Annotated in this window: 6 protein-coding genes; 5 read left to right on the top strand and 1 reads right to left on the bottom strand. The window is 69.5% G+C overall.

Going from position 1 to position 17,402, the window contains the following annotated elements; genetic code table 11:
• The 5 genes from ACIQF6_RS31350 to efeU form a co-directional block, all read left to right on the top strand.
• The coding region (locus ACIQF6_RS31350; protein WP_157882129.1) for an acyl-CoA dehydrogenase family protein at window positions 1–82 on the top strand (82 nt) is incomplete at its 5' end.
• Window positions 83–939: 857 nt separating this feature from the next.
• Complete coding sequence (locus ACIQF6_RS31345; RefSeq protein WP_400901063.1) at window positions 940–13,068, top strand: hypothetical protein; 12,129 nt, start codon at window positions 940–942, stop codon at window positions 13,066–13,068.
• Between the two features lie 381 nt (window positions 13,069–13,449).
• Window positions 13,450–14,601: an iron uptake system protein EfeO gene (efeO, locus tag ACIQF6_RS31340; RefSeq protein ID WP_400901061.1), complete on the top strand. Its 1,152-nt coding sequence runs from the start codon at window positions 13,450–13,452 to the stop codon at window positions 14,599–14,601.
• Between the two features lie 68 nt (window positions 14,602–14,669).
• Window positions 14,670–15,962, top strand: a complete 1,293-nt coding sequence (gene efeB / locus ACIQF6_RS31335) for an iron uptake transporter deferrochelatase/peroxidase subunit (protein WP_400901059.1) — start codon at window positions 14,670–14,672, stop codon at window positions 15,960–15,962.
• Between the two features lie 51 nt (window positions 15,963–16,013).
• A complete protein-coding gene (efeU, locus tag ACIQF6_RS31330) occupies window positions 16,014–16,862 on the top strand; it encodes an iron uptake transporter permease EfeU (RefSeq protein ID WP_400901057.1) in 849 nt (282 codons plus the stop codon).
• A 150-nt stretch (window positions 16,863–17,012) separates the two neighbouring features.
• On the opposite strand, the gene ACIQF6_RS31325 is transcribed toward efeU, so the two are convergent.
• Window positions 17,013–17,366, bottom strand: a complete 354-nt coding sequence (locus ACIQF6_RS31325; protein ID WP_400901055.1) for a hypothetical protein — start codon at window positions 17,364–17,366, stop codon at window positions 17,013–17,015.
• Window positions 17,367–17,402 lie beyond the last annotated feature (36 nt).

Genomic DNA, 17,402 nt, shown 5'->3' with positions numbered 1-17,402 from the left:
GATGCGGGACGCGAAGATCACCCAGATCTACGAGGGCACCAACCAGGTCCAGCGCATCGTCATGGCCCGCAACCTGCCCTAGCGGGCGGCCGGAGGGCACGAACCGGGGGCACGGGGAGACTCGCGCGGGCGGTTGGGCATGAACCGGTGGCGCGGGGAGACTCGCGCGGGCGGTTGGGCATGAACCGGTGGCGCGGGGAGACTCGCGCGAGCGGTTGGGCATGAATCAGGGGCGCGGGGAACTGCGCGAGGCGGAAGGCATCCGTCAGCAAGATCGCGACGCAGGGCAATGACCTGCACTTGATCGCGACCTTGCGGACGTGACTTGCGCTTGTCGCGCAGTTCCCCGCGCCCCTGTTTTCGCGCCCACCTGCTCGCGTGAGCCTCCCCGCGCCTCTGTTTTCGTGCCCGCCTGCTTGTGCGAGTCTCCCCGCGCCTCTGTTTTCGTGCCCGCCTGCTTGTGCGAGTCTCCCCGCGCCTCTGTTTTCGTGCCCACCTGCTTGTGCGGGTCTTGTCGTGTCGGTCGTTTTCGTGCCCGTCGTGCGTGGGTCTTGCGGTGTCGGTCGTTTTTGGGCCGGCCCGCGCGGGAGTCTCGCAGAGGCGGTCGTTTTCGGGTCTGCGTGCTCGTGCGGGTCGCGCCGAGGTGGCTGTTTTCGCGGCCGCCAGAGTGAATGCGATCAGCGGGTGGTCCATTGAGCGTATTTGACGGATTTTCAGACGAGATGCCCGCTTGTATGGTCGCGGTGAGTGATGACTCATGTGCATTGCGTGATGCCATGGCCCGCCCGACCGAGAGGATCCGTCATGAGACGCCGTCGACCCATCAGCGAGCGCGCGCCCGGACGCCATGGGCCGGCCGCGATCCGCGGCCGTCTCGCGGGGAAGGTGCTGCCGCTCGCTGTCGCGTTCGCCACGGCGACGGCGTCTCTCGTCGGGCTTGTGACGGTGCATCCGCCGGCGGCCGCGCGCCCCGCGGCCCCGGTGCCGGTGACGCTGTCCAAGACCGGTACCGACGTCGCCACCGGGAGTACGACCGACACCACGCACGGAGGCACCGTCCGGTGGGTGGTCTCCAAGACCAACCCGGGCACCACCCCGGTCGATGTGACGGTCACCGATGTGATCCAGGGCGGACCGGGCAGCACCCCGCAGAGCCAGACGTACGTGCCCGGCTCGCTCCAGGCGCCGCCCGGCTTCACCAAGCAGTGGTCGACCGATGGCGGCGCGTCCTTCACCGGCACCGATCAGGGCGTCGCGACCAACGTGGTCCAGGCCCACAACCCCGAGTTCTCGGCGCCCGCGACCGGCCTGGTGGTCCAGATCCCGCCGCCGTTCACCCCGGTCAACACGGCCACCGGCGGCGACGGCTTCACGCCGATCCTGTACACCGCCACGATCAACGGCGTCCGGACGCCCGAGATCTGGAACATCTACCACCACGGCTTCGCCGACCCGGCCAGCGTGGTCTGCACCGACCTGCTCACCAACGGCGGCTGTCCGGCCCCGGACGGATCCCCCGCCACCTGGCCGCAGGCGCTGAACTCCGCGGCCCCCGGGGCGACCACCGGTGACCTCGGCAGCACCCGCACCCCGACCTACGTGCAGATCGGCTCCAAGCTGTACTACGCCGCGATCAGCCGGGTCGCGTTCGCCGAGATCGGCGTCGGCTGCATCGACCTCCAGGCGCAGGCCAGCTGCGGCTTCACCGAGCTCCAGAACGGCACCGGACAGGTGGTGGGCGGCGTCGTCCAGGCACCGAACCAGCACCTCTACGTGGTCTCAGGAACCGGCGAGATCCTCTGCTACGATGCCGGCGCCAACGCCCCCTGCGGCACCTTCGACATCGGCCTGCCGCCCAACGAGGGCCAGGTCGCCTTCACCGGCGACTACGCCGGCATCATGCGGACCATCGACGGCAAGATCTACATCACCGACAATCAACTGTCCCCGCTGCCAACGGTGATGTCCTGCTTCGACCCGTCCACGAACGCCGCGTGCGCCGGCTGGGCCACCCCCAAGACCATCGTCACCCCGACCAACTCGGATGCCGTGGCCCGGGCCGACAACATCTTCGAGATGTACGACCCGGCGGGCACCGTCACCGGCGTCTGCACGATCGTCGGCGGCCTCTACCAGGAGGTCGACCCGGTCGTCGGCACCGTCACGTGCTTCGACCTGCTCGGCAACGCCATTGCCGCGCCGCCCGGCCTCAGCGCCCTGGTCAGCACCAATGTCGCCCTGGGCGAGGCCAACTTCCAGGTGCCGCTGACGATCACCGCCCCCAACGGGCACCTGGAGACCGAGTTCCCGTTCTGGATCTACCGGGGCATCACGCCGACCCTCAACAGCACCTCGTACTGCTACGACTGGACCACCCAGGCCCCCTGTGCCCAGTACGGCACCAACGGCGTCGTCAACGGCCCGCCCAACGTCAACGGCGGCAACACCAGCCCGTACGGCTACGCCTACGACGGCCAGTGCAAGTACGGCCTCGGCGACACCGGTTACCTGTTCTCGATCGACCCCGTCACCGGCGCCTCGCCCTGCCAGAAGACCCGGGCCCAGGGCACCCTCGACCCCGCCGCGTACTACTGCGACGGGCTGACGGGGCACGTCAGGTCGTACGGGGCGGTGAGTCTGCTCGGCATCGACCCGACCACCGTCGACTTCACCCAGTCCTCGGTGACGGTGCTCGCCGCGGACGGCACCACCGTCGGCACCTTCCCGTTCGACCCGGTGACCGAGAAGGCGGACATCTCGTCCGTCCCGATCGCCGACTCGCCGATCCAGGTGATCGCCAACCTCACCTTCACCGGCGGGGCGTCCTTCCCGCCCGGAGCGCGGATGGAGGTCACCTTCGACGGCGACGCGCCGCAGATCTGCTTCGAGACGACGGTGGCAGCCGACTGCTCCATCACCTCCGTCTCCGACCAGGCCTCCGCCGTCACCGACGGCCAGGCGCCCGTCCTCTCCAACACCGCCACCCTCCGGGTGGCCGCCGGCCCCGAGTGCGCCGCGGCGCTGACCATCGTGAAGGAGGTCTGCACCTCCACCAACCCGCTCGACTGCGGCTCGGGCGGCCCAGGCCCATGGGCGGCAACAACCACCCTCCCCCCGGGATCCACCGCCTACTGGCGCATCACCGTCACCAACGTGGGCCCCGTCGCCGTCAACGGCATCACCATCACCGACCCCGTCACCCCCATCTGCGCGGCGATCGCCGGCTCCTTCAGCCTGGCACCCGGTGACTCCCATCAGATCTTCTGCGATCTTCCGGGTGTCACGCAGACCACCACCAACACCGCCACCGCCACCTTCACGGGCCCGGACGGCACCACCGTGACCACGCCGCCGGCGGACGCGACCGTCGTCGTGCAGGGCGTCGGGGCGTTGACCCTCCAGAAGACACCGGATTCCCCCGGACCGTTCCGCCTCGGCGACACGGTCTCGTACACCTACACGGTGACCAACACCGGCACCGCGACCGTGCACAACGTGACGGTGACCGACGACCGAGTGACGCCGGTGACGTGCGACACGACGACGCTGGACCCGGGCCAGAGCACGCTCTGCCACGGCACGTACGTCATCACGGCGGCCGATGTGACGGCCGGTCAGGTGACGAACACCGCCCACGTGACCGGCACCACCCCCGACGGCGACCAGGTGGTGAGCCCGCCGACCAAGGCGGTCGTCCCGGTGGTCGGCGACGTGGTGCTGACGCTCACGAAGGCGGCGGACAGCCCCGGTCCGTTCCGCCTCGGGGACACCATCAGCTACACGTACACGGTGACGAACTCGGGCACGGCGCGAGTGGACAACCTCGTCGTCGTGGACGACCACGTCGTGACGGTGACGTGTGGCGCGACCTCGCTGAACCCCGGCGAGAGCACCACCTGCCACGGGACGTACGTCGTCACCGAGGCCGATGTGACGGCCGGTCATGTGACGAACACCGCGCACGTCGAGGGCACGGACCCGGTGGGCGACACGGTGCAGAGTCCGCCGGTCCAGGTGACCGTTCCGGTGATCGGCGAGGTGCTGCTGGTCCTGGAGAAGACTCCGGACAGCCCCGGCCCGTTCCGCCTCGGCGACACGGTGGCGTACACCTACACCATCACCAACAAGGGCACCGCGACCGTGCACGACCTGGCGCTGAGCGACGACCACGTGGGGTCGGTGACCTGCGACGCCACGACGCTGGACCCGGGTCAGAGCACGCTGTGCCACGGCACGTACGTCATCACGGCGGCCGACGTGACGGCGGGCCATGTGACGAACACCGCGCACGTGACGGGCACGGATCCGCAGGGCGAGGCCGTGGAGAGCCCTCCTGTCCAGGCCACCGTCCCGGTGATCGGCACCGCGGAGCTGACCCTCCAGAAGACTCCGGACAGCCCCGGCCCGTTCCGCCTCGGTGACACGGTCTCCTACACCTACACGGTGACCAACACCGGCACCGCGACCGTGCACAACGTGATCGTGACGGACGACCACGTGGTGTCCGTGACGTGCGACCTCACGACGCTGAACCCGGGCGAGATCACCCACTGCCACGGCACCTATGTGGTGACGGCGGCGGACGTGACGGCCGGTCATGTGACGAACACCGCGCACGTCGAGGGCGCGGATCCCGAGGGCCAGCTGGTGACGAGCCCGCCGGCCGAGGCGACCGTCCCGGTGATCGGCGAGGCCGTGCTGGTGCTGGAGAAGACCCCGAACAGCGCGGGTCCGTTCCGGCTGGGGGAGGTCGTGCCGTACACGTACACCGTCACCAACACGGGCACGGCCGCCGTCCACGATCTCACCGTGACGGACGACCACATCGCGCCGGTGACCTGCGACACGACGGTGCTGAACCCGGGCGAGAGCACGCTCTGCCACGGCCTGTACGTGGTGATGAGCGCCGATGTGGCGGCGGGTCACGTGACCAACACCGCTCACGCGAGCGGCACCGACCCGGAGGGCCAGACGGTGGTGAGCCCGCCGGCCGAGGCGACCGTTCCGGTGGTCGGCGAGGTGGTGCTGTCGCTCACGAAGGCGGCGGACAGCGCGGGCCCGTTCCACCTCGGTGAGACGGTCTCCTACACGTACACCGTCACCAACACCGGCACCGCCGCGGCGACCAACCTGGTGGTGAACGACGACCACGTTGCGTCCGTGACGTGCGGGACGACGACGTTGAACCCGGGCGAGAGCACGGTCTGCCACGGTTTGTACGTGGTCACGGCGGCGGATGTGGCGGCCGGTCATGTGACGAACACGGCGCATGCGGAGGGTACCGACCCGGAGGGTCAGACGGTGCCGAGTCCGCCGGCCGAGGCGACCGTCCCGGTGGTCGGCGAGGTGGTGCTGTCGCTCACGAAGGCGGCGGACAGCCCTGGCCCGTTCCGCCTCGGAGACACGGTTTCGTACACCTACACCGTCACCAACACCGGCACGGCGGCCGTGCAGAACCTGGCCGTGATCGACGACCACGTGGCACCGGTGACGTGCGACGCGACGGCGCTGAACCCGGGCGAGGGCACGCTGTGCCACGGCACGTACGTCGTCACGGCGGCGGACGTGGCGGCCGGTCATGTGACGAACACGGCGCATGCGGAGGGTACGGACCCGCAGGGCCAGGGCGTGAAGAGCCCGCCGGCCGAGGCCACCGTCCCGGTGATCGGCAGCGCGGAACTGACCGTCCAGAAGACGGCGGACAGCGCGGGCCCGTTCCACCTCGGTGAGACGGTCTCCTACACGTACACCGTCACCAACACCGGCACCGCGGCCGTGCACAGCCTGACTGTCGCCGACGACCATGTCGCGTCGGTGACATGCGGGGTGACGACGTTGAACCCGGGCGAGAGTACGACCTGCCACGGTTTGTACGTGGTCACGGCGGCGGACGTGACGGCTGGTCATGTGACGAACTCCGCGCATTCGGAGGGCACGGATCCCGAGGGTCAGACGGTGGTGAGTCCGCCGGCCGAGGTGACCGTTCCGGTGGTGGGCGAGGCGCTGCTGGCCATCGAGAAGACTCCGGACAGTGCGGGCCCGTTCCGCCTCGGTGACTCGGTTTCGTACACGTACACGGTGACGAACACGGGTACCGCTGCGGTGACCAACCTGGCTGTGGTCGACGACCATGTCGCGTCGGTGACGTGCGGGGTGACGACGTTGAACCCGGGCGAGAGCACGACCTGCCACGGTTCGTACGTGGTCACGGCGGCCGATGTGACGGCCGGCCATGTCACGAACACGGCGCATGCGGAGGGTACGGACCCGCAGGGCCAGGCGGTAACGAGTCCGCCGGCCGAGGCCACTGTCCCGGTGGTCGGTATCGCGGAGCTGACCGTCCAGAAGGCGGCGGACAGCGCTGGTCCGTTCCATGTGGGTGAGACGGTCTCCTACACCTACACCGTCACCAACACGGGGACGGCGGCGGTCAACAACCTCACGGTGAGCGATGACCACGTCGCGTCGGTGACGTGTGCGGTGACGACGTTGAACCCGGGCGAGAGCACGACCTGCCACGGTTCGTACGTGGTCACGGCGGCGGATGTGACGGCTGGTCATGTGACGAACTCCGCGCATGCGGAGGGGACGGATCCCGAGGGTCAGACGGTGGTGAGTCCGCCGGCCGAGGTGACCGTTCCGGTGGTGGGCGAGGCGTTGCTGGCCATCGAGAAGACTCCGGACAGCGCGGGCCCGTTCCGCCTCGGTGACACGGTTTCGTACACGTACACGGTGACGAACACGGGCACCGCTGCGGTGACCAACCTGGCCGTGGTCGACGACCATGTCGCGTTGGTGACGTGCGCGGTGACGACGTTGAACCCGGGCGAGAGCACCACCTGTCACGGTTCGTACGTGGTCACGGCGGCCGATGTGACGGCCGGCCATGTCACGAACACGGCGCATGCGGAGGGTACGGACCCGCAGGGCCAGGCGGTAACGAGTCCGCCGGCCGAGGCCACTGTCCCGGTGGTCGGTATCGCGGAGCTGACCGTCCAGAAGACGGCGGACAGCGCGGGCCCGTTCCATGTGGGCGACACCGTCAGCTACACGTACACGGTGACCAACCCGGGTACCGCTGCGGTGACCAACCTGACCGTCGCCGACGACCATGTCGCGTCGGTGACGTGTGCGGTGACGACGTTGAACCCGGGCGAGAGCACCACCTGCCACGGTTCGTACGTCGTCACGGCGGCGGACGTGACGGCCGGAAGCGTGACCAACACGGCGCACGCCGAGGGCACGGACCCCGAGGGTCAGACGGTGGTGAGCCCGCCGGCCGAGGCGACCGTCCCGGTGGTGGGCGAGGCGCTGCTGGTCCTCCAGAAGGCGGCCGACAGCGCAGGCCCGTTCCACGTGGGCGACACCGTGCCCTACACGTACACGGTGACGAACACGGGCACGGCCACCGTGACCAACCTGACGGTGACGGACGACCACATCACGTCCGTGACCTGCGACACGACCACGCTGACCCCGGGCGCCAGCACGTTCTGCCACGGCACGTACGTGATCACCGCGGCGGACGTCACGGCCGGTTCGGTGACCAACACCGCGCACGCGAACGGCACCGACCCGCAAGGTCAGTCGGTGCAGAGCCCGCCCGGTGAAGCCACCATCGAGATCGCGGGCGACGCCGCGCTGACCATCGAGAAGGTGGCGGAGAGCGCGGGCCCGTTCCACCTCGGCGACACGGTGACGTACACGTACACGGTGACCAACGCGGGCACCGCTGTCGTGACCAACCTGGTGGTGACGGACGACCACGTTGCCCCGGTGACGTGTGACTCGACCACGCTGAACCCCGGCACGAACACGCTGTGCCACGGCACGTACGTGATCACGGCGGCAGACGTCGCAGCCGGTCACGTGACCAACACCGCGCACGCGGACGGCACGGACCCGCAGGGGCAGACGGTCACCAGCCCGACGACCGAGGCCACCGTCCCGGTGGTGGGGGAGGGCGTGCTGACGCTGCAGAAGGTGGCGGACAGCGCCGGTCCGTTCCACGTGGGCGACACCGTGAGTTACACGTACACGGTGACGAACACGGGCACGGCGGCGGTCAGCAACATCACCGTGAGTGACGATCACGTCGCGTCGGTGACGTGTGCCGCGACCTCGTTGAACCCGGGCGAGAGCACGACCTGCCACGGTACGTACGTGGTGACGGCTGCCGATGTGACGGCTGGTCATGTGACGAACTCCGCGCACGCGGAGGGCACGGATCCGCAGGGTCAGACGGTGACCAGCCCGCCGGCCGAGGTGACTGTGCCGGTGGTGGGCGAGGCGCTGCTGACCATCGAGAAGGCGGCGGACAGCGCCGGTCCGTTCCACGTGGGCGACACCGTGAACTACACGTACACGGTGACGAACACGGGCACGGCCGCAGTGAACGCCCTCACGGTGACGGACGACCATGTCGCTTCGGTGACGTGTGCGGTGACGACGCTCAACCCCGGTGACAGCACGCTCTGCCACGGTTCGTACGTGGTGACGGCTGCCGATGTGACGGCCGGTCATGTGACCAACACCGCGCACGCGAACGGCACGGACCCGCAGGGCCAGTCGGTGACCAGCCCGCCCGGTGAGGCCACCGTTCCGGTGGTCGGCATTGCGGAGCTGGCCATTCAGAAGGTGGCGGACACCGCTGGTCCGTTCCACGTGGGTGACACCGTGAGTTACACGTACACGGTGACGAACACTGGGACGGCGGCGGTCAGTAGCCTTACCGTGAGTGACGATCATGTGGCGTCGGTGACGTGTGCAGCGACTTCGTTGAACCCGGGCGAGAGCACCACCTGCCATGGTTCGTACGTGGTGACGGCTGCCGATGTGACGGCTGGTCATGTGACGAACTCCGCGCACGCGGAGGGCACGGACCCGCAGGGTCAGACGGTGACGAGTCCGCCGGCCGAGGTGACTGTGCCGGTGGTGGGCGAGGCGCTGCTGACCATCGAGAAGGCGGCGGACAGTGCCGGTCCGTTCCACGGGGGCGACACCGTGAACTACACGTACACGGTGACCAACACGGGTACGGCGGCGGTGACCAACCTGGTGGTGACCGATGACCATGTCACGTCGGTGACGTGCGACTCGACCACCTTGAACCCGGGTGCGAGCACGCTGTGCCACGGTTCGTACGTGATCACGGCAGCGGATGTGACGGCCGGTCACGTGACGAACTCCGCGCACGCGGAGGGGACGGATCCGCAGGGCCAGCTGGTGACCAGCCCGCCCGGTGAGGCCACCGTTCCGGTGGTCGGCATTGCGGAGCTGGCCATTCAGAAGGTGGCGGACAGTGCTGGTCCGTTCCACGTGGGCGACACGGTGAGTTACACGTACACGGTGACGAACACGGGTACGGCGGCGGTGAACGCCCTCACGGTGAGTGACGATCATGTCGCGTCGGTGACGTGTGCCGCGACTTCGTTGAACCCGGGCGAGAGCACCACCTGCCACGGTTCGTACGTGGTGACGGCTGCCGATGTGACGGCGGGGCATGTGACGAACTCCGCGCACGCGGAGGGCACGGATCCGCAGGGTCAGACGGTGACCAGCCCGCCCGGTGAGGCCACCGTTCCGGTGGTCGGCGAGGCGCTGCTGACCATCGAGAAGGTCGCGGACGGCACGGGCCCGTTCCACGTGGGTGACACCGTGAACTACACGTACACGGTGACCAACACGGGTACGGCGGTGGTCAGCGCCCTCAAGGTGGTGGATGACCACGTCGTCTCGGTGACGTGTGCCGCGACCACGTTGAACCCGGGTGCGAGCACGCTGTGCCACGGTTCGTACGTGGTCACGGCGGCCGATGTGACGGCCGGCCATGTGACCAACACTGCTCACGCGAGCGGCACGGACCCGCAGGGTCAGTCGGTGACCAGTCCGCCTGGCGAGGCCACCGTTCCGGTGGCGGGCATTGCGGAGTTGGCCATTCAGAAGGTGGCGGACAGCGCTGGTCCGTTCCACGTGGGCGACACGGTGAGTTACACGTACACGGTGACGAACACGGGTACGGCGGTGGTGAACGCCCTCACCGTTGCGGACGATCACGTTGTGTCCGTGGCGTGTGCCGCTACGACGCTCAACCCTGGTGAGAGCACGACCTGCCACGGTTCGTACGTCGTTACGGCTGCCGATGTGACAGCGGGGCATGTGACGAACTCCGCGCACGCGGAGGGCACGGACCCGCAGGGTCAGACGGTGGTGAGCCCGCCGGCCGAGGCGACCGTCCCCGTGGCGGGCGAGGCGCTGCTGACCATCGAGAAGGTCGCGGACGGCACGGGCCCGTTCCACGTGGGTGACACCGTGAACTACACCTACACGGTGGCCAACACGGGTACCGCCGCCGTTCACGGCCTTACCGTGACGGACGACCACGTTGCTTCGGTGACGTGCGACTCGACCACGTTGAACCCGGGTGCGAGCACGCTGTGCCACGGTTCGTACGTGATCACGGCGGCGGATGTGACGGCCGGTCATGTGACCAACTCCGCGCACGCGGACGGCACGGACCCGGATGGCAAGCCGGTGACCAGCCCGCCCGGCGAGGCTACCGTTCCGGTTGCCGGCGTTGCTGAGCTGGCCATTCAGAAGGCGGCGGACAGTGCCGGTCCGTTCCACGTGGGCGACACCGTGAACTACACGTACACGGTGACGAACACGGGTACGGCGGTGGTGAACGCCCTCAAGGTGGTGGACGATCACGTTGCCTCGGTGACGTGTGACTCGACCACGTTGAACCCGGGTACGAGCACGCTGTGCCACGGTTCGTACGTGATCACGGCGGCGGATGTGACGGCGGGTCATGTGACGAACTCCGCGCACGCGGAGGGCACGGACCCGCAGGGCCAGACGGTGACGAGCCCGCCTGGTGAGGCGACGGTCCCAGTGGCCGGCGAGGCCTTGCTGACCATCGAGAAGACGGCCGACAGCGCTGGTCCGTTCCACGTGGGTGACACCGTGAACTACACGTACACGGTGACGAACACGGGTACGGCCGTGGTGAACGCCCTCAAGGTGGTGGATGACCACGTTGCCTCGGTGACGTGTGCCGCCACCACTCTCAACCCGGGTGCGAGCACGCTGTGCCACGGCAGCTATGTGATCACGGCGGCGGACGTCACGGCCGGTCATGTGACGAACTCCGCGCACGCGGAGGGCACGGGCCCGGACGGCCAACTGGTGACGAGCCCGCCCGGCGAGGCCACTGTCCCTGTTGCCGGCGTTGCTGAGCTGGCCATTCAGAAGGCGGCGGACAGCGCTGGTCCGTTCCACGTCGGCGACACCGTCAGCTACACGTACACGGTGACGAACACGGGTACGGCCGTGGTGAACGCCCTCAAGGTGGTGGATGACCACGTCGTCTCGGTGACGTGTGCCGCCACGACGTTGAACCCGGGTGCGAGCACGCTGTGCCACGGCAGTTACGTGATCACGGCGGCGGACGTCACGGCCGGTCATGTGACCAACTCCGCGCACGCGGAGGGCACGGACCCGCAGGGTCAGACGGTGACGAGCCCGCCTGGTGAGGCGACGGTGCCGGTGGTCGGCGAGGCCTTGCTGACCATCGAGAAGACGGCCGACAGCGCTGGTCCGTTCCACGTGGGTGACACCGTGAACTACACGTACACGGTGACCAACACGGGCACGGCGGTGGTGAACGCCCTCAAGGTGGTGGACGATCACGTTGCCTCGGTGACGTGTGACTCGACGACGTTGAACCCGGGTACGAGCACGCTCTGCCACGGTTCGTACGTGGTGACGGCGGCCGATGTGGCGGCCGGTCATGTGACCAACTCCGCGCACGCGGAGGGCACGGACCCGGATGGCAAGCCGGTGACGAGCCCGCCCGGCGAGGCCACCGTCTCCGTCGTGGGCGCTGCGGAGCTGAGCCTCCAGAAGGTGGCGGACAGCGCCGGTCCGTTCCACGTCGGCGACACCGTGAACTACACGTACACGGTGACGAACTCCGGCACCGCCGCCGTCAGCAATGTGACGGTGACGGACGACCATGTCGCGTCGGTGACGTGTGGCGCGACGACGCTGAACCCGGGGCAGAGCACGACCTGCCACGGCAGCTACGTGATCACCGCGGCCGATGCCGAGGCGGGTCATGTGATGAACAAGGCCCACGCGAGTGGTACCGATCCTTCGGGCAACCCGGTGGAGAGTCCTTCGGAGGAGGTGGACGTTCCGGTGGCGGGCCAGGCCCAGTTGTCCCTCGTGAAGAAGGCAGATGCCGCCGGCCCGTTCCGTGCGGGTGACACGGTGAATTACACGTACACGGTGACCAACACGGGTACGGCGGTCGTTTCCCAGGTGACGGTCTCGGACGACCGTGTCGCGGCGGTGTCCTGTGACGCGACGACGTTGAACCCGGGCGCGAGCACGCTGTGCCACGGCACGTACGTGGTGACGGCGGCCGATGTGGCGGCCGGTCACGTGACCAACACCGCGCACGCCGGCGGTACCGACCCCGAGGGCCGGCCGGTGGTGAGTCCTCCCGGCGAGGTGACGGTGGAGACGGTGCCGAGCGCGTCGTCGCTGTCGGTGGTGAAGCAGTCCGACGTGAAGGGCTCTGCACGCGCCGGTGACACGGTGACGTACACGTACACGGTGACGAACACCGGGTCGACGGTGCTGACGGACGTCGCGGTTCGCGACGACCGGGTGGCGTCGGTGGTGTGCGACGCGACGACGCTGGAGCCCGGTCAGAGCACGACCTGCCGCGGGACGTACCTGGTCACGGAGGAGGACGCGAAGGCGGGCCATGTGACGAACAGGGCGACCGCTTCCGGCCGTGACCCGGAGGGCCAGCTGGTGGAGAGCCAGTCGGTGGAGCTGTGCGTCACGGTGTCGGAGTGCCCGGAGAAGGAGGCCTGCGGAAAGCTGCCCCACCCGTCGGAGCCGCCGCACGGCGGCGGGAAGGGCCACCTGCCGGACACCGGTTCGCCGGCAGTGGTCGCGGCCGCGGGCCTGGCCGGTGGCGGTCTGCTCACGGTGGGCGGTGTGCTGCTCTACCGGGCACGCCGCCGCAGGGAGGAGGACCGGTTCGTGGGGTAGTGCCCGCGACGTCACCGCATGACCGGTGACACGGACCGCCCCCGGCGCCTTCGCGCCCCGGGGGCGGTCCCCTGTCGTTCGCGGCGCGCTGTGGGACGCGGGGCAGGGACGGGCGGTTCGGGGTGGTGGAGTTGACGTGGGGTCGGGGCGTGGCTCCGGTCACATCCGGGGGGTGGGGGTGGGTTTCGGGTGGGGGTGAACTGGGGTGGGGGGTGGGGAGGTTGGCCGGAAGGTGCAGGTCGGTGGGGTGGGGGTGGGGGGTGGGTGGTCTCGACCCCGGGTGATGGGGGATCTAAGGTATGCCTTAGCTTACTGAGCGGCGCCGGGGCCGAGTTCTCCGGTGGCCGTGGAGTCCGCCGTACCCTCGTCCCTGGAGTGAGCATGCCCGCCCGCCGTACGACTGCCGCGACCTTCCTCGTTCTCGCTGTGGCGGGTGCCGCGTTGGTGGGGTGCTCGAAGAAGGATGACGGGAAGGTGTCCGCGGACGGCAGCGGGCCGGTGCAGGTGACGGCGACGGACAGTTCGTGCGAGCTGTCGAAGACGTCGTTCCCGGCGGGGCACGTCGAGCTGGCGGTGGCGAACAAGGGCAGCAAGGTCACCGAGGTGTACGTGTACGCCGAGGGCGACAAGATCGTCACCGAGCGGGAGAACATCGGCCCGGGCACCAAGGTGAACATCAACGCGGAGATCAAGGCCGGCACCTACGAGGTGGCGTGCAAGCCGGGCATGGCCGGCGACGGCATCCGGCAGAAGATCACCGTGACGGCGGCCGCGGGTGCGCCGGCGAAGACGGACGACCGGCTGACGCAGGCGGTCGCGGACTACCGGAAGTACGCGCAGGAGCAGGCGGACGCCACCATCCCGGTGGTGGAGCAGTTCGCGGCGGCGATCACCGCGGGCGACGTGGAGAAGGCGAAGTCGCTGTACGCGTCGTCCCGGGTGGGCTGGGAGCGGACCGAGCCGGTGGCGGAGAGCTTCGGTGACATCGACCCGAAGACCGACGTCCGCGAGGACGCGCTGGAGGAGGGTCAGCAGTGGACCGGCTGGCACCGCCTGGAGAAGGCGCTGTGGGCGGACGGCAAGGTCGGCGACGAGGAGAAGACCCTCGCCGGCCAGCTGGTCAACGACCTGAAGGACTGGCAGAAGCGCATCCCGGACGCGGAGATCACCCCGACCGGCATGGCGAACGGCGCCAAGGAGCTGCTGGACGAGGTCTCCAAGAACAAGATCACCGGTGAGGAGGACCGCTACAGCCACACCGACCTGTCGGACTTCGCCGCCAACGTGGAGGGCGCCCGCCAGGCCTACGAGCTGCTGAAGCCGGTCGCCGCCGAGAACGACCCGACGCTGTCGAAGACCCTGGACACCGAGTTCGAGAAGATCACCGATCTGCTCGCCAAGTACCGCCAGGCCGACGGCACCTACACCTCGTACGACAAGGTGACCGACAACGAGCGCAAGACCTTCTCCGACGCCGTGAACGCGCTGGGCGAGCCGCTGTCGAAGCTGGCCGCGGCCGTCGTGGTGAAGTAAGGACAGCGTAAGCTAACCCGGGTCAGGGCCGGATCCGAGCAGGTCACGTGCGAGAGGGAACGTCACAGATGGACGCCGAGAACGAGCAGCAGGCGGCTCCCGCCGAGACCGGCGGGGCCCAGCAGCGTGCCGGGCTCAGCCGACGGGCCGTCATCGGCTGGGCCGGCGCGGGTGTCGCGCTCGGCGCGGCCGGGGTGGGCACGGTGGCTGCCGCGACCATGGGCAGCGACAGCACGGCCGCCGCGCCGCAGAACCAGGACGTGCCGTTCTGGGGCGAGCACCAGGCCGGGATCTCGACGCCCGTTCAGGACCGGCTGCACTTCGCCGCGTTCGACGTGATCACCGACGACCGCGACAAGCTGGTCGCGATGCTCAAGGAGTGGACCAAGGCGGCCGCCTCGATCACCGGCGGCCGCGAGGTCGGCGGCGGCGCGGTGGGCGTGCTCCCCGAGTCGCCGCCGGACGACACCGGCGAGGCGCTCGGCCTGCCGGCGTCCCGGCTGACGCTGACCATCGGCTTCGGCGCGACGCTGTTCGAGAAGGACGGCCAGGACCGGTTCGGCCTGAAGGCGAAGCGCCCGGAGGCGCTGGTGGACCTGCCGAAGTTCAAGGGCGACCGGTTGGAGGCGAACCGCAGCGGCGGTGACATCTGCATCCAGGCGTGCGCGGACGACCCGCAGGTCGCGGTGCACGCGGTCCGCAACCTGGCCCGGATAGGCATGGGCGTGGTGAACGTCCGCTGGTCGCAGCTCGGCTTCGGCAAGACCTCGTCGACCACGCCCGACAGCCAGACCCCGCGCAACCTGATGGGCTTCAAGGACGGCACCCACAACATCGCCGGGACGGACGCGGACGGCCTCGGCAAGCACGTGTGGGTGGCGCCCGGCGACGGCCAGGACTGGATGACCGGCGGCTCCTACCTGGTGGCGCGGCGGATCCGGATGACCATCGAGACCTGGGACCGCGCCTCGCTGCAGGACCAGGAGGACACCTTCGGTCGCACCAAGATCGAGGGCGCCCCGTACGGCAAGCAGAAGGAACGCGACGCGCCCGACCTGTCCGCGATGCCGGCCACCGCGCACGTGCGGCTGGCCCACCCGGACAGCAACGACGGGCTGATGATCCTGCGCCGCGGCTACTCGTTCACCGACGGCACCGACGGTCTCGGCCGCCTGGACGCCGGCCTGTTCTTCCTGGCGTACCAGCGCGACACCCGCAAGGCGTTCGTGCCGCTGCAGACCAAGCTGGCGGCGAGCGACAAGCTGAACGAGTACATCACGCACGTCGGATCCGCCCACTTCGCCTGCCCGCCCGGCGTCCGCAAGCCCGGCGAGTGGTGGGGCCAGACCCTGTTCGGCTGACCCCCGCCCCCGTCTCCCTCACGCCCCCACGCCTTACCGAGGAGAACCGCCGTGTTCGCCAACTACCTGATCGGCCTTCGAGAAGGCCTCGAAGCCAGCCTGGTGGTCTGCATTCTGATCGCCTACCTGGTCAAGACCGGCCGCAAGGACCGGCTCGGCCCGGTGTGGACCGGTGTCGCCGCCGCCGTCGTCGTCTCCATGGTGTTCGGCGCGGTGCTGCAGTTCGGCTCCAACCAGCTGTCCTTCGAGGCGCAGGAGGCGCTCGGCGGCAGCCTGTCGATCATCGCGGTCGGTCTGGTCACCTGGATGGTGTTCTGGATGAAGCGCACCGCCCGGCACCTGAAGAGCGAGCTGCACGGCAAGCTGGACGCCGCGCTCGCGATGGGCACCGTCGCGCTGGTCGTCACCTCCTTCCTGGCCGTCGGCCGGGAGGGCCTGGAGACCGCGCTGTTCATCTGGACCGCCGTCCAGGCCACCGGCGACGGCTGGAACCCGCTGGTCGGCGCGATCCTCGGCCTGCTCACCTCGGCCGTGCTGGGCTGGCTGTTCTACCGCGGCGCGCTCAAGATCAATCTGGCGAAGTTCTTCACCTGGACCGGCGGCATGCTGGTGGTCGTCGCCGCGGGCGTCCTCGCCTACGGTGTGCACGACCTGCAGGAGGCCGGCTGGATCCCCGGCCTGCACGAGCTGGCGTTCGACATCTCCTCCACGATTCCGGCCGACAGCTGGTACGGCACGCTGCTGAAGGGCGTGTTCAACTTCCAGCCGAACCCGACGGTGGTCCAGGTGGTGATCTGGCTGATGTACCTGGCGCCGACGCTGTACTTCTTCTTCCGCAAGCCGAAGGCCGCCGGCCCCGCGCCGAAGCCCGCCGCGTCGGTGGAGGCGAAGACCGCCTGACGGCGCGTCGCCCACGGACGAGCGAAGGGCCGAACGGCCGGACGGCCGAAGGGCCGAAGGGTCGAAGGGCCGAAGGGTCGAACGAACCGCCTGGTTGTCGCAGTTGATGCGGCAGCCGGGCGGTTCGGCGTTTCCGGGGGCGCGGTCCGGTCAGGCGGCGGGCCAGGTGCGGAGGACGAAGTCCACGGTGCGCAGCAGCTGTTCGGCCGGGGTGCCGTCGGCGGCGCGGACGGCGAGGCCGTGGGTGAGGGTGGTCAGGTAGTCGGCGAGCACGGCCGGGTCGGCGCCGGGCGCGAACTCGCCCGCCTCGGCGGCCCGTTCGAGGCGGGCACGGAGGGCGGCGCGCCCCTCGGCGCGGACGGCGGCGGAGCCCTCGCCGGTGGCCAGTGCGCCGTTCACCAGCAGGCAGCCCGGGCCCTCCTCGCGCGTCACCACGGCGACGGTGCCGCGCAGCAGCTGTTCGGCGACGGCCCGGCCGGTGGGCTGGTCGAGCGCCTCCCGCACGTGCCGGGCGGGCCCGCGGTGGTAGTGGTCCAGGGA

The sequence above is a fragment of the Kitasatospora sp. NPDC092948 genome (genome assembly GCF_044754805.1).
Lineage (GTDB): Bacteria > Actinomycetota > Actinomycetes > Streptomycetales > Streptomycetaceae > Kitasatospora.
The sequence above is the reverse complement of the archived record's forward strand: the minus strand, read 5'-3'. Positions and strand labels throughout refer to the sequence as shown.

What these genes read in the sequence shown, in the direction of transcription:
- efeO (WP_400901061.1), top strand. Translation starts at nt 13,450, where the DNA reads ATGCCCGCCCGCCGTACGACTGCCGCGACCTTCCTCGTTCTCGCTGTG.
- efeB (WP_400901059.1), top strand. Translation starts at nt 14,670, where the DNA reads ATGGACGCCGAGAACGAGCAGCAGGCGGCTCCCGCCGAGACCGGCGGG.